This is a genomic window from Pseudomonas sp. LM13 (assembly GCF_041381355.1).
Taxonomy (GTDB): Bacteria; Pseudomonadota; Gammaproteobacteria; order Pseudomonadales; family Pseudomonadaceae; genus Stutzerimonas; species Stutzerimonas frequens.
The window spans coordinates 45,699-63,873 of the sequence record NZ_JACBXH010000025.1; the positions used below are offsets into that span (position 1 = coordinate 45,699).

Genomic DNA, 18,175 nt, shown 5'->3' on the forward strand with positions numbered 1-18,175 from the left:
ACCTGCGATGACCATTCGGTGAAGCTTCGACGGCCAACGCAGCGGCGGCCGGCTGGCGCGCGATCAGCGCACGCGGCGCTTTGCCTTCGCGGCGCGGCCCCCTAAGCTGGACGCCGTCATTGCGTCCCGTGCTGGCGCGTCGTCTACGCGACCGTCAGGCATCGAAGAGAAAGAGGAAGAGCATGAAACAGAAGATCGTATTCATCACCGGCGCCACCTCCGGCTTTGGCCGCGCCACTGCCCGCCGCTTCGCCGAGGCCGGCTGGGCGCTGGTGCTCACCGGCCGGCGCAGCGAGCGCCTGGAAGAGCTGCAGAGCGAGCTGTCGGCGAAGGTGCCGGTGCATATCGCCACCCTCGACGTGCGCCATGCCGGCGCGGTGACGGAGGTGGTCGAGCAGCTGCCCGCCGAGTTCCGCCAGATCGATTGCCTGGTCAACAACGCCGGCCTGGCGCTGGCGCCGCAGCCCGCGCAAAAGGTCGATCTAGCCGATTGGCACACCATGATCGATACCAACATCACCGGCCTGGTCAACGTCACCCATGCCTTGCTGCCGACGCTGATCGCCACCGGCAAGGGTGCCAGCATCGTCAACATCGGCTCGGTGGCCGGCCACTGGCCGTATCCGGGTGGCCACGTCTACGGCGCGACCAAGGCCTTCGTCGAGCAGTTCGGCTACAACCTGCGCTGCGACCTGCTTGGCACCGGCGTGCGCGTTACCGACATCGCCCCGGGCATGGCCGAGACCGAGTTCACCCTGGTCCGCACCAAGGGCGATCAGGATGCCAGCGACCGGCTGTACCGCGGCACCACGCCGCTGACCGCCGAGGACATCGCCGAGCAGATCTTCTACGTCGCCACCCTGCCGGATCACATCAACATCAACCGTCTGGAAGTGATGCCGACACGCCAGGCCTGGTCGCCGTTCAACATCGATCGCGACAAGTAATCGGCTCCTAGGAGGCGTGGCGTGCAATGCGCCGCGCCTGCTGCATCCCCGGCAAACCGGCCGTCCAGACATATCGTTAACTCAAGCGTAACGATTGCGTCCGCTGCTTGATTGATGACCCTTCGGTCACGTCCCTACTGTGCGCTCCACAAGCGGAAAAACTGTGGAGTCGCCATGACAACAACAATCTCCCCACCGCCGCAGTGGTCGCGTCGTCGCGCTGAAAAAGCCCGTCGTCTCGATCAGGTGCGCAGCCTCGCCGATGGCGTGGTACTGCCCAGCGAGCGGATCGTCGAGGCCCTGGAACTGCTGATCGCCCCCGGTGATCGCGTGGTCCTCGAGGGCAACAACCAGAAGCAGGCGGACTTCCTCTCCCGCTCCCTGGCCCAAGCCGACCCCGGCAAGCTGCATGACCTGCACATGATCATGCCGAGCGTCAGCCGCGCCGAGCACCTGGATCTGTTCGAACGGCAGATCGCGCGCAAGCTCGACTTCTCCTTTGCCGGCCCGCAGAGCCTGCGCATCAGCCAGCTGCTCGAAGACGGGCTGCTGGAAGTCGGCGCCATTCACACCTACATCGAACTCTATTCGCGCCTCTTGGTGGACCTGATTCCCAACGTCGCGCTGGTCGCCGGCTTCCAGGCCGACCGTCACGGCAACATCTATACCGGCCCCAGCACCGAAGACACCCCGGCGCTGGTCGAGCCGACCGCCTTCAGCGACGGCATCGTCATCTTCCAGGTCAACGAGATCGTCGACGAGCTGCCGCGTGTGGATATCCCGGCGAGCTGGGTCGACTTCGTCGTGGTCGCCGACAAGCCGTTCTATATCGAGCCGCTGTTTACCCGCGACCCGCGCCATATCAAGCCGGTGCACGTCTTGATGGCGATGATGGCGATCCGCGGCATCTATGAAAAACACAGCGTGCAGTCGCTCAACCATGGCATCGGCTTCAACACCGCCGCCATCGAATTGATCCTGCCGACCTACGGCGAATCCCTGGGCCTGAAAGGCAAGATCTGCCGCAACTGGACGCTCAACCCGCACCCGACGCTGATCCCGGCGATCGAGACCGGCTGGGTCGAGAGCGTGCATTGCTTCGGCACCGAGCTGGGCATGGAGAACTACATCGCCCAGCGCCCGGACGTGTTCTTCACCGGCCGCGACGGCTCGATGCGCTCCAACCGCATGATGTGCCAGTTGGCCGGGCAGTACGCCGTGGACCTGTTCATCGGCGCGACCCTGCAGGTGGATGGTGATGGGCATTCCTCCACCGTCACCCGCGGGCGCCTGGCTGGTTTCGGCGGCGCGCCGAACATGGGCCACGACCCGCGCGGCCGGCGCCATCCGACCCCGGCCTGGCTGGACATGGCCATGCCCGGCGGCGAAGCCCCGGTGACCCTGCTCGAGCGCGGCAAGAAGCTCGTGGTGCAGATGGTCGAGACCTTCCAGGAAGGCGGCAAACCCACCTTCGTCGAGCAGCTCGACGCGGTGGAGGTGGCGAAGAAGAGCGGCATGCCGCTGGCGCCGATCATGATCTACGGCGACGACGTCACCCATCTGCTCACCGAGGAAGGCATCGCCTACCTGTACAAGGCCCGCTCGCTGGAGGAACGCCAGGCGATGATCGCAGCGGTGGCCGGCGTCACCAGCATCGGCCTGCGGCACAACCCGAAGGACACCGAGCGCATGCGCCGCGAAGGGCTGATCGCCCTGCCGGAAGACCTCGGCATCCGCCGCAACGACGCCACCCGCGAACTGCTCGCCGCCAAGAGCATCGCCGAGCTGGTGGAGTGGTCCGGCGGCCTCTACAACCCGCCTGCCAAGTTCAGGAGCTGGTGATGAGCGCACTCATTGCACGACAGGCGCCGTCCGCGGCCGAGCGCCTGGCCGATCTGGCGGTGCAGGCGCTGGTCGACGAGGCCGACCTGTCGCCCAAGCCGGGGCTGGTCGACCGGCGCGGCAGTGGCGCGCACAGCGATCTGCACCTGGGGCTGATGCACGCCTCGGCGCAGTCGCTGTGGCCGGCGTTCGCCGCCATGGCCGATGCCGCGCGGAGCGAAGGTCGGGTCAGCCAGGCGCTGCGTGAAACCCTCGGCCAGCTGGGCCGCGACGGCGAAGCGGAGATGTTGCGCGTCACCGCCGGGGTCAACACCCATCGCGGCGCGATCTGGGCGCTGGGGCTGCTCAGCGCGGCGGCCATGCTGGAAAGCGGCGCTTCGGCCGGCGGGATCGCCGCCAGCGCGGCCGCCCTGGCGCGGCTGGACGACCCGGCCGTGCCGCACAACCCGGACAGCCACGGCGCGCGGGTCTGCCGCCGCTACGGCGTGCTCGGCGCCCGCGAACAGGCGCAGCACGGCTTCCCCGCGGTCATCGAGCACGGCTTGCCGCAACTCCTGGCCAGTCGCTGCGCCGGCGCCGGCGAGCAGAACGCCAGGCTCGATGCACTACTGGCGATCATGAGCAGCCTGACCGACACCTGCGTGCTGCATCGCGCCGGTCTGGAAGGGCTGACCCGCATGCAGGCCGGAGCCCGCGCCGTGCTCGAAGCCGGTGGTGCCGCCAGCCTCGCCGGTCGTCGCCAGCTGCGCCTGCTCGATCGCGACATGCTCGCCCTCAACGCCTCGCCGGGGGGCGCCGCCGACCTCCTGGCCGCCACCCTTTTCCTCGACCGTCTGGCGCCGCATGCGCCGGCGCCGACTGGGAGCAACTGAACATGGAAACTCTGTCTTTCGAATTCGCCGCCGGGCAACCCGCCCGCGGCAAGGCCCTGGTCGGCGTGGTCGGCTCGGGCGACCTGGAAGTGCTACTGGAACCCGGCCAGGCCGGCAAGCTGGCGATCCAGGTAGTCACCTCGGTCAATGGTGCCGAGCAACGCTGGAAGAGCCTGTTCGAGCGGATGTTCCGCGAGCAGACGCCACCGGCATTGAACATCGATATTCACGATTTTGGGGCCACGCCCGGCGTAGTGCGTCTGCGCCTGGAGCAGGGACTGGAGGAAGTCGGCCATGACTGATGTGTCCGCTAACACCGTGGCCCGTTTACTCGAGTCGCGCAGCTTCGTCGAACTCGGTGCCCGCCAGCGTGCCCGCGCACTGCTGGACGAGGGCAGCTTCCGCGAATTGCTCGATCCGTTCGATCGCGTCACCTCGCCCTGGCTGCCGAAGCAGGGCATCGTCACCCAGGCCGACGACGGCGTGGTGGTCGCCAAGGGCACCCTTGACGGCCAGCCGGCGGTGATCGCCGCCATCGAAGGCGCCTTCCAGGGCGGCAGCATGGGCGAAGTTGGCGGCGCGAAGATCGCCGGCGCGCTGGAGCTGGCTGCCGAAGACAACCGCAACGGCATCCCGACCCGCGCCGTGCTCCTGCTGGAAACCGGCGGCGTACGTCTGCAGGAAGCCAACCTGGGCCTGGCCGCCATCGCCGAGATCCAGGCGGCCATCGTCGAGCTGCGCGACTACCAGCCGGTGATCGGCGTGGTCGCCGGTTCCGTCGGCTGCTTCGGTGGCATGTCCATCGCCGCCGGGCTGTGCAGCTACCTGGTCGTCACCCGCGAAGCCCGCGTCGGCCTCAATGGCCCGCAGGTGATCGAGCAGGAAGCCGGGCTCGACGAGTACGACTCGCGCGACCGCCCGTTCATCTGGAGCCTGACCGGCGGCGAGCAACGCTATGCCTCGGGTCTGGTGGACGCCTACGTGGCCGACGACACCGACGCCATCCGGGCGCAACTGCACGAACTGTTTGCCCTCGGCAAGCCGCTGCAGCCGCGCAGCCGCCGCCACGCCTGGTACCTCCAGCGCCTGGCCGACGTCGACACCCGCACGCAGCTCGATGCCGCCGCCGTGCGTGCCCTCTACGAAGGAGATGCCCAATGAGCCGTGGACTGAACTGGTTGCAAGCCCTGGCGGGCGGTCAGGCACTGGCGGGCTATCCGGCCTCGGTGAAGGTGGTCGACGGCACGCTCGGTGAGCGCGCCGCCCGCTATATCGCCGTGGTGCCGGACGCCGAGAATCCCTTTCCGCGCGCGCGCAATGGCGAGGTCGGTCTGCTCGAAGGCTGGGCGCTGGGCCAGGCGCTGGGCGAGGTGATCGCGGCCGATCGCGACAAGGCGGACAAGCGTGTGGTGGTCGCCGTGGTCGACGTGCCGAGCCAGGCCTATGGTCGCCGCGAAGAAGCCCTCGGCATTCATCAGGCGCTGGCCGGCGCGGTGGACGGCTATGCCCGCGCACGGCTGGCCGGGCACCCGGTGGTCGCGCTGCTGGTGGGCAAGGCCATGTCCGGCGCCTTTCTCGCTCATGGCTATCAGGCCCAGCGGATCATCGCCCTGCGCGATCCGGGCGTGATGGTGCATGCCATGGGCAAGGCCGCCGCGGCGCGCATCACCCTGCGCAGCGTCGAGGAGCTGGAAGCCCTGGCCGAATCGGTGCCGCCAATGGCCTACGACATCGACAACTACGCGACCCTCGGCCTGCTCTGGGAAACCCTCTCGGTGACAAACATCGAGCAGCCGGGCAGTGACGATTTGCAGAAGGTCCGGGATTGCCTGCAGAAGGCCGTCGAGGACATCGGCAGCAGCAGCGACCTGCGCGGCCGCCTCGGTGCGCCGAATCGCGAGGCCTCGTCGCGGGTGCGCGAGCTGTTGCGCGCGCAGTGGTAGCGAACACCTGACGCGGCCCTATTCGCCACAGCGATCAGCGACTCGACAACAACAATCCGAGGAGGCTGTAGATGCACGACACACCTCGCCCCCACGACCTGCTCTGGGGCATGACTCCAGCACAGCTGCCGGCCGATGCGCCCGCCTGGGCGGTTGCCGTGCTCGCCGCTGGCCAGCCGGTGGTGGTGCGGCGTGCGCGTGTGGCTGCCGGCCTGGTTGCGGTCGGGTTGCGCGGGGCGACGCGTGATCAACGCCTGGCCGCGCTGATGCCGATCGAGGCGATCGCTCATCGGTTGGCACCGGAAGATCTGCTCGCTCGTCAGGCCAGTGAGGATCTGCCGGTGTTCCGCGTGCTGGCCGAGTTACGCCCCTTGCTCGATGCGCTGGGCCACGCCTGGGGCGTTACCGGCTCGGCGGGTTTTCAGCTCGCCACCGGGCTGCCGACGGCGCACCCGGACAGCGATCTGGATCTGCTGCTCAGAGCCGAGCGCCCGCTGCCACGCAGCGAGGCGCGCCCACTGTTGCAGCTGCTGGAAGGTCGCGCCTGCCGCGTCGACCTGCAACTGGAAACTCCGCTGGGCGGTGTGGCGCTCGGCGAATGGGCCGGTGGCGCCGCACGGGTGCTGGTCAAGACCGCCGAAGGACCGCGTCTGGTGAGCAATCCCTGGGCCACGGAGCGTGCGGCATGAGTAGCCTGTTCGCCTTTCCCGGCCAGGGCGCGCAGAAGACCGGCATGCTCCAGCGTCTGCCACAGGAGCCTGAAGTCCTCGAATGCCTGGCGCAGGCCAGTGCGGTGCTGGGTGAGGACGCGCTGCTGCTCGATTCGGCCGACGCGCTGCAATCGACCCGAGCGGTGCAGCTTTGCCTGCTGATCGCCGGGGTCGCCGGAGCGCGGCTGCTGATGCGCGATGGCCAGCGACCGGACTACGTCGCCGGGCTGTCCATCGGTGCCTACGCCGCGGCGGTGGTCGCCGGGACGCTGGACTATCGCGACGCGGTGCGGCTGGTCTCGCTGCGTGGCGAGCTGATGCAGCAGGCCTACCCGCAGGGCTACGGCATGACCGCCATCCTCGGCCTGTCGCTGAGCACGGTCGAAGGCCTGTTGGCGGAGGCCAAGGCGCCCGCCTACCTGGCCAATATCAACGCCGACAACCAGCTCGTCATCGCCGGCAGCGATGCCGCCATGGCGGCGGTCGCCGCCCGCGCCAAGGCCCTCGGTGCCTCCTGTGCGCGGCGTCTGGCGATGAGCGTGCCGTCGCACTGCGCGTTGCTCGAGCAGCCGGCGCGGCAGCTGGCCGAAGCCTTCGCCGGCGTCAGCCTGCGCGCTCCGCAAATTCGCTATCTGAGCAGCTCGTCCGCACGCCCGATATTCGATAGCGAGCGCCTGCGCGACGACCTGGCCTTCAACATGTGCCGCGTCGTCGACTGGCACGGCACTCTGCGCACCGCCTACGAGCGCGGGGTGCGTCTGCAGATCGAACTGCCCCCGGGCCAGGTGCTCACCGGCCTGGCGCGGCGGGTTTTCGAACAGGGTACGCTGGCCGCCTTCGACGGCGCCCGGCTCGACACACTGGACACCTTGCTGCGTCAGGAGGGCAGCCAGAGCCGATAGACCGCGTGCACATTCAGCGCGAGCAAGCCTTACTCGCGGCTGATCGATGGATAACAACAACGACCTCGACAACACGCGCCACGCCCTCTGCAGGCCGGCGCAACCAAAAGGACAAGAACAATGATCATCTTTGGTGTGGCCTTCCTGGCCTTGTGTACCCCTCACCGGCATCTTCGTCGGCGAGCTGCTCGGCAAGCTGATCGGCGTACCGGCCAACGTCGGTGGCGTCGGCATCGCCATGGTGCTGCTCATCCTCGTCGGCAGTTACCTTAAGAACCGCGGCCTGTTCAAGCCGGAAACCGAACAGGGCGTGAAGTTCTGGAGCGCCGTCTACATTCCGATCGTGGTCGCCATGGCCGCGCAGCAGAACGTCTACGGCGCGCTGTCCGGCGGCCCGATGGCGATCCTCGCCGGCGTCGCGGCGGTGGTGCTGGGCTTTGCCCTGCTGCCGGTGCTGGACCGCATCGGCCGAAAAAAGCCTGAGGCCGAGCCGGCCGCGGCCGTCAAACCTGTCGTCGGCGCGCGGGGGTAACGGCCATGTACGAATCTCTGATGAAAGTGGTGTCCGGCTACGGCCTGATCAGTGGCTTCGCCCTCATCGGCGCGACCATGTGGCTGTCCTACTGGCTGTCGGACAAGCTGACCAAGGGCCGTCTGCACGGCTCGGCGGTGGCGATCCTCATCGGCCTGTTGCTCTCCTACATCGGCGGGGTGGTGACCGGCGGGCAGAAAGGGCTGGTCGATATCGCGCTGTTCTCCGGCATCGGCCTGCTCGGCGGCGCCATGCTGCGCGACTTCGCCATCGTCGCCACCGGTTTCGGCGTCAGCGTCGAAGAGCTCAAGCGGGCCGGGATGGTGGGCGTGCTGGCGCTGTTCGTCGGCGTGTTCTCGTCGTTCATTGCCGGTGTCGCGGTGGCCATCGCCTTCGGCTACACCGATGCGGTCAGCCTGACCACCATCGGCACCGGTGCGGTGACCTACATCGTCGGCCCGGTCACCGGTGCGGCGATCGGCGCCAGCTCCGAGGTGATGGCGCTGTCGATCGCCGCCGGCCTGGTCAAGGCGATCCTGGTGATGGTGGCCACGCCCTTCGTCGCCCCGCTGATCGGCCTGAACAACCCGCGCTCGGCGGTGATCTTCGGCGGCCTGATCGGCACCTCCAGCGGCGTGGCCGGCGGCCTGGCGGCCACCGATCCGAAGCTGGTGCCCTACGGTTGCCTGACCGCCGCGTTCTATACCGCGCTGGGCTGCCTGCTCGGGCCGTCGCTGCTGTTCTTCGTCATGCGCGGGCTGCTCGGCTGAGCCGTTCCCGTCGTCACTCAGCGTCATCCGCAAGCGCGCCCCCATCGGGGCGCGCTTGCGTTCATCAAGGAAGGTAGAAAGATGAACACTCTCAAGGTCAGCCACAAACTGGCCCTCGGCTTCGCCGCCGTTCTGGCCCTGACCATCGCCGTTGCACTGATCGGTATCTATGGCATGGATGCACTGATCTCTCGCAGCGACAAGGCGCAGAGCGCAGCCAGGCTGCTCGACGAGGCCAATCGCATCCGTTACGCCCAGGTCAGCTTCGAGACCCGCGGCGATCCCAGGCATGTCGAGGCGGTCGAACGGTCCGTGGCGCGGGTCGTCGAACTGGTGCAGCAACAGAAGGCTGAATTCAGCGATCCGCAGGACCTGCAGCGCCTGGAGGTGATCGCCAGTGAGGCCCAGCATTACCGCCAGCGCTTTCTCGAGCTGGCCGGACTCTGGGAACGCAAGGTGAAGACGCGCAGCAGCTGGGTCGCGGCCGGCAACACGTCCGATGCACTGATCGCCGAGCTGGAGGCGCGCTGGGCCGGCACGCCGGACGCACCGGTCATGCATGAGGATCCGCGTAGCGCAGCCATCGGCCTGCAGGCCGGTGAAGTCTCCAAGCACAACCGCATGGTGCGCTTCATGGTGCGTGGCTATCTGATGACCGAATCCGAGCAGTCCCTGCAACAGCTGCAGCAACAGTTCAAAACTCTGCAGGCGGCGGTGGACAGGCTGGACGCGCAACTGGCCGGCACCCCCGGCGTCGATCTGCAGCCGCTGCGTGATTCGGTCGGGACCTATATCCGCCAGTTCGGCCAGCTGCCGCCGATCGTCGCCGCCCAGGTGCAGGCGCGCAAAGAGATGCAGAGCATCTTCGACAGCATCTACCGCAACACCAGCGAAATCGTGCAGACCCAGACCGACAAGCGCAGCGCCGAAGCCGGGCAGAAGAAGGCGCTGCTGCTGGCGATCACGCTGCTGGCGGTGGCGTTGGGATTGCTGATCAGCTGGCTTATCGTGCGCCAGCTGACGCAACCGCTGGCTCAGGCCGTGGCGATCGCCGAGCGCATCGGTGCCGGCGACATGACCGAGCAGCCGCGGCAGCGGCGCAGCGATGAGTTCGGCCAGTTGCTCGATGCGCTGGACCGCACCCGCGACAATCTGCGTGACCTGATTGGACACATGAGTGGCATCACCGGCCAGTTGGCCAGCGCGGCAGAGGAGCTCTCGGCAGTGACCGAGCAGACCAGTGCCGGCATTCAGAGCCAGCGCCTGGAAACCGATCAGGTCGCCACCGCCATGCACGAAATGGCCGCGACCGTGCAGGAGGTGGCGCGCAATGCCGATGAGGCATCCAGCGCCGCGCAGCATGCCGACCGTCAGGCGGCGCAAGGCGATGTGGTGGTGCAGCGGGCCTTGGCGCAGATCGACCGCCTTTCCTCCCAGGTCGGGCTGTCGGCCGAGGCGATGGCGCAGCTGAACCAGGATACTGCCGGCATCAGCACGGTGCTTACGGTGATCAACGGCATCGCCGAACAGACCAATCTGCTGGCCCTCAACGCCGCCATCGAGGCGGCCCGCGCCGGCGATGCCGGTCGCGGTTTCGCCGTGGTGGCTGACGAGGTGCGCGGGTTGGCGTTGCGTACCCAGCAGTCCACGGCACAGATCGAGGAGCTGATCGGCAATTTGCAAAAGGGCGCGCTACATGCCTCGTCGCTGATGGACAGCAGCCGCGGCCTGGCCGACGAGACGGTCAAGCTGGCGCGCAATGTCGGCGACGAGCTGCAGGTCATTACCCGCACGATTTCGACCATTCAGGCGATGAACCTGCAGATCGCCACGGCGTCGGAAGAGCAGAGCTCGGTGGCCGAAGACATCAACCGCAGCGTGCTCAGCGTGCGTGATGTGGCCGAGCAGTCGGCGGCTGCCGCGCAGCAGACCGCGGCCTCGACGGTGCAGCTGGCGCGGCTGGGCAGCGAACTTCAGGAGCTGACCGCGCGCTTCCAGGTCTGAAGCGATTCCGCCAGCCGGTGCGGGGCTTGAGCTGCTGCGCCCGACATCCGGCCTCTCGTCCCCTCGACCCAACGTCGGGGGTTACAGCGGTAGGTTTTTCTGGCAGGGTGTCTCCTGCGATTGCGTGACGATTTGCCGCAGCTGGCGGTCGACGCGGATCGATGTGATTGCGGGAGAGACTGCCGCATGGCAGCGCCGAAGGAGCAACCGCCCCGGAAACTCTCAGGCAAAAGGACCGCTATCACCGCTGAAACTCTGAAGAGCCGCCCGGTTTTCGTCGCCGGGCGCACCGAAGGAGCAAGCGAGCGGTCACGCGCTCGTGAATCTCTCAGGTCCAGAACAGAGGGGGCGCCCGCCGCGCGTTGGGCGCACGGGCTATGACCCCTCGACGTTCTGGAGCGTAACAATGAAAACAATCGCAGTTATCGGCGGCGGCATCACGGGCGTCACCACCGCCTATGCCCTGGCCAAACGCGGCTTCTCCGTCACCCTGCTGGAAAAGCACCGCTACGCGGCAATGGAAACCTCGTTCGCCAACGGCGGCCAGCTATCGGCGTCCAATGCCGAGGTCTGGAACCACTGGTCGACCATCGTCAAGGGCATCAAGTGGATGCTCAAGAGCGACGCGCCGCTGCAGGTCAATCCCAAGCCCAGCTGGCACAAGCTGTCCTGGTTTGCCGAGTTCATCGGCTCGATTCCCAACTACCGGCAGAACACCGTTGAGACCGCACGCTTGGCCATGGCTGCGCGCGAGCATCTGTTCGCCTGGGCTGATGAGGAAGGCATCGACTTCGACCTGAAGAAGAAAGGCATCCTGCACATCTACCGCGACAAGGCCGGCTTCGAGCATGCCGGGCTGGTCTCGCGCCTGCTCGCCGAAGGCGGTCTGCCACGGCGTAGCGTGACGCCAGAAGAGATGCGCGCCATTGAGCCGACTCTCGCCGGCACATACTACGGCGGCTATTTCACCGAGTGCGACTCCACTGGCGACATCCACAAGTTCACCCATGGCCTGGCCACGGCGATCGAGCGACTCGGCGTGCGCTGCCTGTATGGCGAGGACGTGCAGGCGGTGGCCACTGACGGCAAGCGCGCGACCGTGACGCTGGGTGGCGTTGCCGGTGGCGAGCGCCTGGAGTTCGACGGCCTGGTGATCTGCGCTGGCACTGCCAGCCGCGGACTGGCCGCGCAACTGGGCGACCGGGTGAACATCTATCCGGTCAAGGGCTACTCGATCACGGTCAACCTGACCGATGAAGTCAGCCGCGCCTCGGCACCCATCGTCAGCCTGCTCGACGACGAGACCAAGCTGGTCAGCAGCCGCCTCGGTGACGACCGCTTCCGCGTCGCCGGCACGGCCGAGTTCAATGGTTACAACCGCGACATTCGTGCCGATCGCATCCGCCCGCTGGTGGAGTGGGTCAACCAGTGTTTCCCCGGCGTCAACACTCGCAGCGTGGTGCCCTGGGCCGGCCTGCGCCCGATGATGCCGAACATGATGCCCAAGGTCGGCCGCGGCAGCTCGCCCTGCGTGTTCTACAACACCGGCCACGGGCACCTGGGCTGGACGCTGAGCGCGATCACCGCGGATATGGTCGGTGACGTGGTGGCGCAAAGCCTGGGCCGGCCGGCTCCGGTCGCGCCTGGGCAGACAGCCGTCGCCTAGCCATGCAGTCGTAGGGTGGAAGACGGCGAAGCCTCTTCCACCCTACGTCCTTCCAGACTTGGCATCCTCGCTCTGCTCCAGCGCGCGCCGGGCATACATCCGGCATTCGGCGAGCAGCGCCAGCAGGTTGGGGTCGCGCTCCTTGGCCTTGAGGAACACCACGCCGATGTGCTGTTGCAGGTGATAACGCGCCTGCAGCGGGATCAGTCGTACCCGCGATTCGTAGACCATGCCCACGCGCCCCGGCAGCAGCGCATAGCCGACCCCGGAATTGACCATGCTCAGCAGGGTGAAGATGTCGTTCACCTGCATCGCCACCTTCGGCTCGAAACCCGCCAGCTGGAACACCCGGTTGCCGTCCTGATGGGTGGCGAAACCCTGGGACAGGGTGATGAAGGTGGCGTCGCGCAGGTCGCTGAGATCCACCTCGCTCTGGTTGGCGAAGGGCGAGTCGGCCGGCGCGGCGAGGAAGATATCGTCGGAAAACAGCTGCACCTGCGCGCAGTCCGGATCGGCCACGCTCTCGTTGAGCGACACCAGAATGGCGTCGAGCTCCATGTTCTTCAGCTTGTAGAGCAGGTCGACGTTGGAGCCGAGGATCAGGTCGATGTTGAGTTCGCTGCGGCGCAGTTTCAGACCCATGATCAGCTGCGGCACGGTCTTCACCGTCAGCGAATACAGCGCGCCGAGCTTGAAGCGCTCGGCCGAGAAGCCGGCGGCCTCGCGGGTCTGGCGCACCGTCTCGAGCACGTCCTTGACCAGCTGCTGGGCGCGCTCTTCCAGCACGTAGGCGCTTTCCAGCGGGATCAGGTTGCGCCCCTCGTGCTTGAACAGCGGGCAGCGCAGTGCGCTTTCCAGGGAATGGATGGCGCGGTGCACGCTGACGTTGCTGGTGTTCAGCTCCACCGCGGCCTTGCCCAGATTGCCGCTGCGCATGAAGGCCAGAAACACCTCCAGCTTCTTCAGGGTCAGTTCTTCGTCGATCTGCATGGCTTCGGCTCCGCGGGCGGGTCGACGATTATGCCGGACCAGGGCACACTGCGGCGCCTCACCAGCGCAGCAGGCGCCGCCCAAGCAGTGCACCGAGCACGCCGGGCAGCAACATCCCGAGCAGGTACCAGAGCGCCCAGAACGGCACCGCCATCTCCGGGCAATGCAGGCTGTAGGCGAGCGCCGCGATGCTGCCAGCGAGCAGGCCGGCAGCGCCGCCGGCCAGGCGCGGGCGCGTCGGCGCCAGCCCGCGCAATGCCCAGAGCGCGGCGATGAAGGCGGGGATCGACAACAGCACGATGTTCGCCACGCACTCGCGCCAGGTGCTGCCTAGCAGCAGCGGCATGCGCGCGTCGGCCGGTGCGGTGATCAGGATCGCCAGAGCGGCAATCCAGACGATCACCGCCGGTGCGGCCAGCAGTACCCAGCTGCGACCCACCTGCGTGCCGGGGCGGGCCATGCGCGTGGTCAGCAACAGCGCGCCGGCGAGCAGGGTCGCCGGCAGTGCCAGCTTGGCCCAGAACAGCGGCGTGGTGGCGATCACCGCCAGATCGGCGCGAATACCGTACGCGGTCACGATCAGCAACAGCGCGCCGGCCAGCCCGCACAGCAACGCCAAGGCAAAGCGCTTGGCAACGACGTGCCGGTCCACCGGCGCAACCTCGTTGGCGAGCAGGGCAATCAGGTCATCGGTTTTCATGCGCCACCTCGAATCTTCGCCGCCAGGGCCTTGAGCCCGCGATGGATGCCGACCTTGATCGCCGAGCTGGAAAGCCCGGTCAGACGCGCAGTTTCTTCCACCGAGCGGCCCTCCAGTTTGACGTGAACGATGGGTAGCCGCTGGCGTGGCGGCAGCTGCTGGTCGCTGGCTGTAACCACCACGGCTGACGCAGCGAATTACCTCAGGAGCCATCTGCAGATCCGCCGATGGCCACTCAACGATTGCGGAGAATCCAACATGAAGACTCTCAACCTTGCGGCGGCCGCCATTGCCCTGGCTTCGATCGCCGCGGGCGCTCAGGCAGGCGAAAACGACAAAGGCGACATGGAAAAATGCTACGGCGTCGCGCTGGCCGGACAGAACGATTGCAAGGCCGGTGCCGGCACCAGTTGCGCCGGCAGTTCCAAGCGAGATTACCAGGGCAACGCCTGGAAACTGGTGCCCGCTGGTACCTGCACCTCGATCGAGACGCCCAAGGGCATGGGCTCGCTGACGCCGGTCGAACGCTGAGCGTAGCGTGCCGGCCGTGCAGATTCTCGGAGCAGGACTAGGGCTCAAACCCGAGCATTACGCGGACGCCTGCACCTGCGTGGCGGATGGGTTGTGGTTCGAGGTTCATCCGGAAAACTACATGGTCGGCGGTGGCCCGCGGCTCGACTGGCTGGAGGCAATAGGGGCGCGGCACCCGCTGTCGCTGCACGGTGTGTCGCTGTCGCTGGCCGCCGACTGTGCGCCGGACGAGACGCACCTGCAGCGACTCAAGGCGCTGGCCGAGCGTGTGCAGCCGGCGCTGATCTCCGAACACCTGGCCTGGTCGAGCTGGCGCGGCAACTACCATCCCGACCTGCTGCCATTTCCGCGGACAACGGCGGCATTGCGACGAATCGCGGCGAACATCGAGCGCACCCAGGAGGTGCTTGGGCAGCGCATCGCCATCGAGAATCCCAGCCATTACCTGCGCTTCGAGCAGCATGAGTGGGACGAGATCGACTTTCTCGCCGAGCTCAACCAGCGCACCGGCTGCGGCCTGCTGCTGGACGTCAACAACGTGCAGGTCAGCGCACATAACCTGGGTTTCGATGCCGACGCCTACCTGCGGCGCTTTCCCGCCGCGCCAATCATCGAGGTCCACCTGGCCGGGCACAGCCAGGATGACGCATCCTCGCTGCTGATCGACTCTCACGATGCACCGGTGGACGCGGCGGTGTGGGCACTCTATCGGCACCTGATCGAGCGTATCGGCCCGCGTCCAACGCTGATCGAACGCGACGACAAGCTGCCCGCCTTCGAGACGCTGCTGGCCGAGCGCACCCGCGCCCAGCAGGCGCTCAATGAAGTGAGGGCCTGGCAATGAACGGCTCGCTGGCGGCATTTCAGGACGCCTTCGTCGCGGCGCTGACCGGCACGCCCGCTACTGCGGCGGGCGAGGTCGCTGCGCTGCTCGCGCAGCCGGGTTTCGCCGTGTACCGCAACACCCTGGCCAAGGGCTGCGTCGATGCGCTGCGCGCCAATTTCCCTGCCGTCGAACGATTGGTGGGGGAGGAGTGGTTTGCCGCCGCTGCGATGCTGTACGCGCGCGAGATGCCGCCGCGCAGTGGCCCATTGCTTGAGTACGGTGAGGATTTTCCGGCGTTCCTGCAGGGCTTCGAACCGGCGCGCGAGCTGCCCTATCTGTCAGGTGTCGCGCAGTTGGACCGGCTCTGGCTCGAGGTATTCAGCGCCGTGGAGCAGCCCGTTCTCGCCCTTGCTGGCTTGACGACACAAAACCCGGAGCAATTGGCCCAGCAGGCGCTCGTTCCACGCGCTGCGCTGCGTTGGCGGTGGTTCGCCGAGCTACCGGTTTTCAGCATCTGGAGTTGCACCCGCGACGGGCGCGTGGTGTCGGCAGAACTGGTCTGGCAAGGCGAGGGGGTACTGCTGAGCCGAAGCGCCGGGCGTATCGGCTGGCAGCCACTCGAACGTGCCGGCTGTGCATTTCTCGATGCCTGTGCCGCTGGCCGGTCGCTGGAACAGACATCGGAACTGGCGCTGGCGATTCAGCCGCAACTCGACTTCAACGACCTGCTCGGCCGGCTGCTGGCGGCGGGCGCGTTCGCTGCGCTGGCGCCGACGACGCCATCCACATGAGGAAACCGTCATGAACGCCATGCACAACCAGCCGCTGAGTTTGCGTCAACGATGGAACGCAGCCGCGCAGCGATTACAGCAGCTGCTCGGCGATTCGCTGCTGAGCCTGACGGCACGGTTGGCCATCGCGGCGATCTTCCTGCTCTCCGGACGCACCAAGGTGAGCGGCGTGCTGGACATCACTCCCGGCACGTTCGAGCTTTTTCGCAGCGAATACGCATTGCCTTTGCTGCCGCCGTCCATCGCGGCGCACCTGACGACCTATGCCGAGCACCTGTTCCCGCTGCTGCTGGTGCTCGGCCTGCTCACGCGGCTGTCGGCGCTGGCGCTGCTGCTGATGACGCTGGTTATCCAGCTGTTCGTCTACCCGGACGCCTGGTCGACTCACCTGAGCTGGGCGGCGCTGCTGCTACTGCTGATAGGACGAGGCGCCGGCCGGCTCTCGCTCGATCACCTGTGGGGAATTCGCTAGCACCGACCTTGATCGCCACCTCAGGCAGGCACGACGTCTTCATCCTCGGGAATCTCATCGGTGACGAACACGCGAGCGTGATCGCTCTGGGCGTCTTCGATGCGCAGGCCGAAGTAAAGGGCATCATTGGCATCCCAGAACGCCTCGACCTGCTCAAGTGAGGCCTGCTCGAGCAGGACCTGGCCGGTGTGGTCGAGGATGATGGAATAGCGGCGATTGGCGGACATGAAAGTGACTCTGATCATCGGAAGGGCTGCACCCGCAGCTGTGATGTCATTTTGTCACTTCGCGCGGCTTAATCCCTGGCCGTTCATCGCCCGAGCGCTTTTGTCTGCCGAACGGTTGTCTCGTCTCGTAGGTTGGTTCTCAACCGCGTGGATATTGGCTTACTGAAATTCGGTATATGTAGATCCGTTAAAGCGCTGGCCACGGGAAGAAGCGTCTTATAAAGGTTTAGCTACGAGAGTGGACCGATTTTGAAGTATTTTCCCGCTGCTGCCAGGCCTAAGCTGACCCATATGCAGGCAAGGCTGAAGCTGGAAAAATACAACCAAAGCGAGATAGCCTTATTAACTTTTGGGCGGTTTATGCCAAAGGAATATAGAAAGCTGTATTTATGAAGCCGGTAAAAACTTTCGAATGGGCTATTGGATTCCCCGCTGGGCTTGTTTTTATTAGAAAAATAGCGATCTAATTTATCTATTGAAAAGAATGATACGTATATATTGTTAATGGTGCCAAATACTAGTATGGTAAATAATGAGTATAGCGTTATTGATTTAAATGACATTTGGGCGGTCACGTGAAGTCACTTCACTCGAATACTTATTCAGTTAAATGCGCAGAGTAAATTAAGTCGGCGAGATTTAGTAAAGATGTATCCGGAGGGTCGATAAAAATGGATTGTTTGAAGTCGTTTCGGTCAAGGCGACCTATTCCATGAAAACAAATGTGCATGCCATTGATATCTCTGTGAAAGACAAGAGCGTCAAATATAGAGTTATAGCTCGCTAAACTATAGGAGGTATCGATCATTATTTTCCGGTAGCAATTTCAATTCAATATACTTATTCCAAATTGATGGCCAAGAAAGCCAATAAACATGCTGATCCAATAAATTATAAAGCTGATGCAAGTAAAATAAAGCCATAAAGCTATGCCATTACCAGTATCTGGTCGTCTCAAGCCGAAAGTATATTGAAAGCTATATCGATGCATTCGGCAAAAACTATCAAATGGGTTATGCGACTCCCACTCTACATTGGGCTTGGTAGAAAAGTACGGATCGAGTCGGTGAATCCCATGAAAGCAGATGTATATTCCGTTGAAGCCCCCAGTGACGGCAAGCAATATCCAAGAAAAAACTATGACTCGTTCAAGTATAGATGCGTCACTCATGTCTTGTTCTGCGGCCAAAAACTCAATGTGTGTGAGCGCGCTAAGAGCGGTCATTCAAGAATATTTATGCTGAATTGATGGGCAAGAAAGCCAATAAACATACTTATCCAGTAAACAATAAGGCTGATGCAGGTAAAATAAAGCCATGCGGCTATAGAGTTGCTAATATCTGGCCGTTTCACGCCAAGACTATATTGAAAGCTGTATTGATGCATCCGACAGAAACTGTCAAAGGGATTATATGATTCCCGTTCAATATTTGCTAATGGGGAAAAATAT

At 65.0% G+C, this 18,175-nt stretch carries 18 protein-coding genes, 4 pseudogenes and 1 riboswitch; of the genes and pseudogenes, 17 read left to right on the forward strand and 5 right to left on the reverse strand.

Annotated features, from left to right (window positions below):
- Positions 1 to 182: 182 nt before the first annotated feature.
- From HZR81_RS15670 to HZR81_RS15730, 13 genes and pseudogenes are all read left to right on the forward strand, one after another.
- The gene (locus HZR81_RS15670) at positions 183 to 947 is read left to right on the forward strand and encodes an SDR family oxidoreductase (RefSeq protein ID WP_042925826.1); all 765 of its coding nucleotides are present in this window, start codon (positions 183 to 185) and stop codon (positions 945 to 947) included.
- Between the two features lie 174 nt (positions 948 to 1,121).
- Positions 1,122 to 2,789, forward strand: coding sequence for a malonate decarboxylase subunit alpha (gene mdcA, locus HZR81_RS15675; RefSeq protein WP_500128655.1), 1,668 nt, complete (start codon positions 1,122 to 1,124; stop codon positions 2,787 to 2,789).
- Positions 2,789 to 3,661 carry a triphosphoribosyl-dephospho-CoA synthase gene (locus HZR81_RS15680; protein WP_500128656.1) on the forward strand — a complete coding sequence of 291 codons (873 nt, stop codon included), beginning with the start codon at positions 2,789 to 2,791 and terminating at the stop codon, positions 3,659 to 3,661. Before mdcA ends, HZR81_RS15680 begins: the two co-directional genes overlap by 1 nt.
- 2 nt (positions 3,662 to 3,663) lie before the next feature.
- Complete coding sequence (locus HZR81_RS15685; RefSeq protein WP_003281886.1) at positions 3,664 to 3,963, forward strand: malonate decarboxylase subunit delta; 300 nt, start codon at positions 3,664 to 3,666, stop codon at positions 3,961 to 3,963.
- Positions 3,956 to 4,822, forward strand: coding sequence for a biotin-independent malonate decarboxylase subunit beta (locus HZR81_RS15690; RefSeq protein ID WP_014598092.1), 867 nt, complete (start codon positions 3,956 to 3,958; stop codon positions 4,820 to 4,822). The genes HZR81_RS15685 and HZR81_RS15690 overlap by 8 nt, the downstream gene beginning before the upstream one ends.
- Positions 4,819 to 5,604: a biotin-independent malonate decarboxylase subunit gamma gene (mdcE, locus tag HZR81_RS15695; RefSeq protein ID WP_500128657.1), complete on the forward strand. Its 786-nt coding sequence runs from the start codon at positions 4,819 to 4,821 to the stop codon at positions 5,602 to 5,604. Before HZR81_RS15690 ends, mdcE begins: the two co-directional genes overlap by 4 nt.
- Positions 5,605 to 5,675: 71 nt before the next feature.
- Complete coding sequence (locus HZR81_RS15700; RefSeq protein ID WP_500128658.1) at positions 5,676 to 6,293, forward strand: malonate decarboxylase holo-ACP synthase; 618 nt, start codon at positions 5,676 to 5,678, stop codon at positions 6,291 to 6,293.
- On the forward strand, positions 6,290 to 7,216 hold the full coding sequence (gene mdcH, locus HZR81_RS15705) for a malonate decarboxylase subunit epsilon (RefSeq protein ID WP_500128659.1): 927 nt from the start codon (positions 6,290 to 6,292) through the stop codon (positions 7,214 to 7,216). The genes HZR81_RS15700 and mdcH overlap by 4 nt, the downstream gene beginning before the upstream one ends.
- Positions 7,217 to 7,336: 120 nt before the next feature.
- Positions 7,337 to 7,748: pseudogene (gene madL, locus HZR81_RS15710) on the forward strand (malonate transporter subunit MadL).
- 5 nt (positions 7,749 to 7,753) lie between these two features.
- Positions 7,754 to 8,518, forward strand: a complete 765-nt coding sequence (gene madM, locus HZR81_RS15715) for a malonate transporter subunit MadM (protein WP_500128660.1) — start codon at positions 7,754 to 7,756, stop codon at positions 8,516 to 8,518.
- 174 nt (positions 8,519 to 8,692) lie between these two features.
- Positions 8,693 to 9,667, forward strand: a pseudogene (locus HZR81_RS15720) (methyl-accepting chemotaxis protein); the annotation flags it as partial.
- 24 nt (positions 9,668 to 9,691) lie between these two features.
- Entirely contained in the window at positions 9,692 to 10,522 is an 831-nt protein-coding gene (locus HZR81_RS15725; protein ID WP_500128667.1) for a methyl-accepting chemotaxis protein, read from the forward strand.
- Between the two features lie 160 nt (positions 10,523 to 10,682).
- Positions 10,683 to 10,770, forward strand: a riboswitch (glycine riboswitch).
- 158 nt (positions 10,771 to 10,928) lie between these two features.
- On the forward strand, positions 10,929 to 12,188 hold the full coding sequence (locus tag HZR81_RS15730; protein WP_500128661.1) for a D-amino acid dehydrogenase: 1,260 nt from the start codon (positions 10,929 to 10,931) through the stop codon (positions 12,186 to 12,188).
- A 42-nt stretch (positions 12,189 to 12,230) separates the two neighbouring features.
- Here HZR81_RS15730 and HZR81_RS15735 read toward each other — a convergent pair whose 3' ends face one another.
- The 3 genes and pseudogenes from HZR81_RS15735 to HZR81_RS15745 all read right to left on the reverse strand — a co-directional run.
- Positions 12,231 to 13,178 carry a LysR family transcriptional regulator gene (locus HZR81_RS15735; RefSeq protein WP_063540160.1) on the reverse strand — a complete coding sequence of 316 codons (948 nt, stop codon included), beginning with the start codon at positions 13,176 to 13,178 and terminating at the stop codon, positions 12,231 to 12,233.
- Between the two features lie 58 nt (positions 13,179 to 13,236).
- Entirely contained in the window at positions 13,237 to 13,878 is a 642-nt protein-coding gene (locus HZR81_RS15740) for an NrsF family protein (protein ID WP_500128662.1), read from the reverse strand.
- Positions 13,875 to 14,039, reverse strand: a pseudogene (locus HZR81_RS15745) (sigma factor-like helix-turn-helix DNA-binding protein); the annotation flags it as partial. The gene HZR81_RS15740 and the pseudogene HZR81_RS15745, both read right to left, overlap by 4 nt.
- Positions 14,040 to 14,136: 97 nt before the next feature.
- On the opposite strand from HZR81_RS15745, the gene HZR81_RS15750 reads away from it, so the two are divergent.
- From HZR81_RS15750 to HZR81_RS15765, 4 genes are read left to right on the forward strand one after another with little or no spacing between them, the layout of a single operon-like run.
- Positions 14,137 to 14,409, forward strand: a complete 273-nt coding sequence (locus tag HZR81_RS15750; protein ID WP_003281904.1) for a BufA1 family periplasmic bufferin-type metallophore — start codon at positions 14,137 to 14,139, stop codon at positions 14,407 to 14,409.
- Positions 14,410 to 14,425: 16 nt separating this feature from the next.
- Positions 14,426 to 15,253, forward strand: a complete 828-nt coding sequence (bufB, locus tag HZR81_RS15755) for an MNIO family bufferin maturase (protein WP_500128663.1) — start codon at positions 14,426 to 14,428, stop codon at positions 15,251 to 15,253.
- On the forward strand, positions 15,250 to 16,026 hold the full coding sequence (locus tag HZR81_RS15760; protein ID WP_500128664.1) for an HvfC/BufC N-terminal domain-containing protein: 777 nt from the start codon (positions 15,250 to 15,252) through the stop codon (positions 16,024 to 16,026). The genes bufB and HZR81_RS15760 overlap by 4 nt, the downstream gene beginning before the upstream one ends.
- A 10-nt stretch (positions 16,027 to 16,036) precedes the next feature.
- Positions 16,037 to 16,498: a DoxX family protein gene (locus HZR81_RS15765; RefSeq protein WP_500128665.1), complete on the forward strand. Its 462-nt coding sequence runs from the start codon at positions 16,037 to 16,039 to the stop codon at positions 16,496 to 16,498.
- A gap of 20 nt (positions 16,499 to 16,518) precedes the next feature.
- Here the strand turns inward: HZR81_RS15765 and HZR81_RS15770 are convergent, their stop codons facing one another.
- Together HZR81_RS15770 and HZR81_RS15775 are read right to left on the reverse strand one after the other, a co-directional pair.
- A complete protein-coding gene (locus HZR81_RS15770; protein ID WP_024161881.1) occupies positions 16,519 to 16,725 on the reverse strand; it encodes a hypothetical protein in 207 nt (68 codons plus the stop codon).
- 1,221 nt (positions 16,726 to 17,946) lie between these two features.
- Positions 17,947 to 18,175 (reverse strand): annotated as a pseudogene (locus tag HZR81_RS15775) (hypothetical protein); the annotation flags it as partial.

What these genes read in the sequence shown, in the direction of transcription:
- madM (WP_500128660.1), top strand. Translation starts at nt 7,754, where the DNA reads ATGTACGAATCTCTGATGAAAGTGGTGTCCGGCTACGGCCTGATCAGT.
- HZR81_RS15680 (WP_500128656.1), top strand. Translation starts at nt 2,789, where the DNA reads ATGAGCGCACTCATTGCACGACAGGCGCCGTCCGCGGCCGAGCGCCTG.
- HZR81_RS15730 (WP_500128661.1), top strand. Translation starts at nt 10,929, where the DNA reads ATGAAAACAATCGCAGTTATCGGCGGCGGCATCACGGGCGTCACCACC.
- HZR81_RS15770 (WP_024161881.1), bottom strand. Translation starts at nt 16,725, where the DNA reads ATGTCCGCCAATCGCCGCTATTCCATCATCCTCGACCACACCGGCCAG.
- mdcE (WP_500128657.1), top strand. Translation starts at nt 4,819, where the DNA reads ATGAGCCGTGGACTGAACTGGTTGCAAGCCCTGGCGGGCGGTCAGGCA.
- HZR81_RS15740 (WP_500128662.1), bottom strand. Translation starts at nt 13,878, where the DNA reads ATGAAAACCGATGACCTGATTGCCCTGCTCGCCAACGAGGTTGCGCCG.
- HZR81_RS15685 (WP_003281886.1), top strand. Translation starts at nt 3,664, where the DNA reads ATGGAAACTCTGTCTTTCGAATTCGCCGCCGGGCAACCCGCCCGCGGC.
- HZR81_RS15690 (WP_014598092.1), top strand. Translation starts at nt 3,956, where the DNA reads ATGACTGATGTGTCCGCTAACACCGTGGCCCGTTTACTCGAGTCGCGC.
- mdcA (WP_500128655.1), top strand. Translation starts at nt 1,122, where the DNA reads ATGACAACAACAATCTCCCCACCGCCGCAGTGGTCGCGTCGTCGCGCT.
- HZR81_RS15725 (WP_500128667.1), top strand. Translation starts at nt 9,692, where the DNA reads ATGAGTGGCATCACCGGCCAGTTGGCCAGCGCGGCAGAGGAGCTCTCG.
- HZR81_RS15750 (WP_003281904.1), top strand. Translation starts at nt 14,137, where the DNA reads ATGAAGACTCTCAACCTTGCGGCGGCCGCCATTGCCCTGGCTTCGATC.
- HZR81_RS15670 (WP_042925826.1), top strand. Translation starts at nt 183, where the DNA reads ATGAAACAGAAGATCGTATTCATCACCGGCGCCACCTCCGGCTTTGGC.
- HZR81_RS15700 (WP_500128658.1), top strand. Translation starts at nt 5,676, where the DNA reads ATGCACGACACACCTCGCCCCCACGACCTGCTCTGGGGCATGACTCCA.
- HZR81_RS15765 (WP_500128665.1), top strand. Translation starts at nt 16,037, where the DNA reads ATGAACGCCATGCACAACCAGCCGCTGAGTTTGCGTCAACGATGGAAC.
- mdcH (WP_500128659.1), top strand. Translation starts at nt 6,290, where the DNA reads ATGAGTAGCCTGTTCGCCTTTCCCGGCCAGGGCGCGCAGAAGACCGGC.
- HZR81_RS15760 (WP_500128664.1), top strand. Translation starts at nt 15,250, where the DNA reads ATGAACGGCTCGCTGGCGGCATTTCAGGACGCCTTCGTCGCGGCGCTG.
- HZR81_RS15735 (WP_063540160.1), bottom strand. Translation starts at nt 13,178, where the DNA reads ATGCAGATCGACGAAGAACTGACCCTGAAGAAGCTGGAGGTGTTTCTG.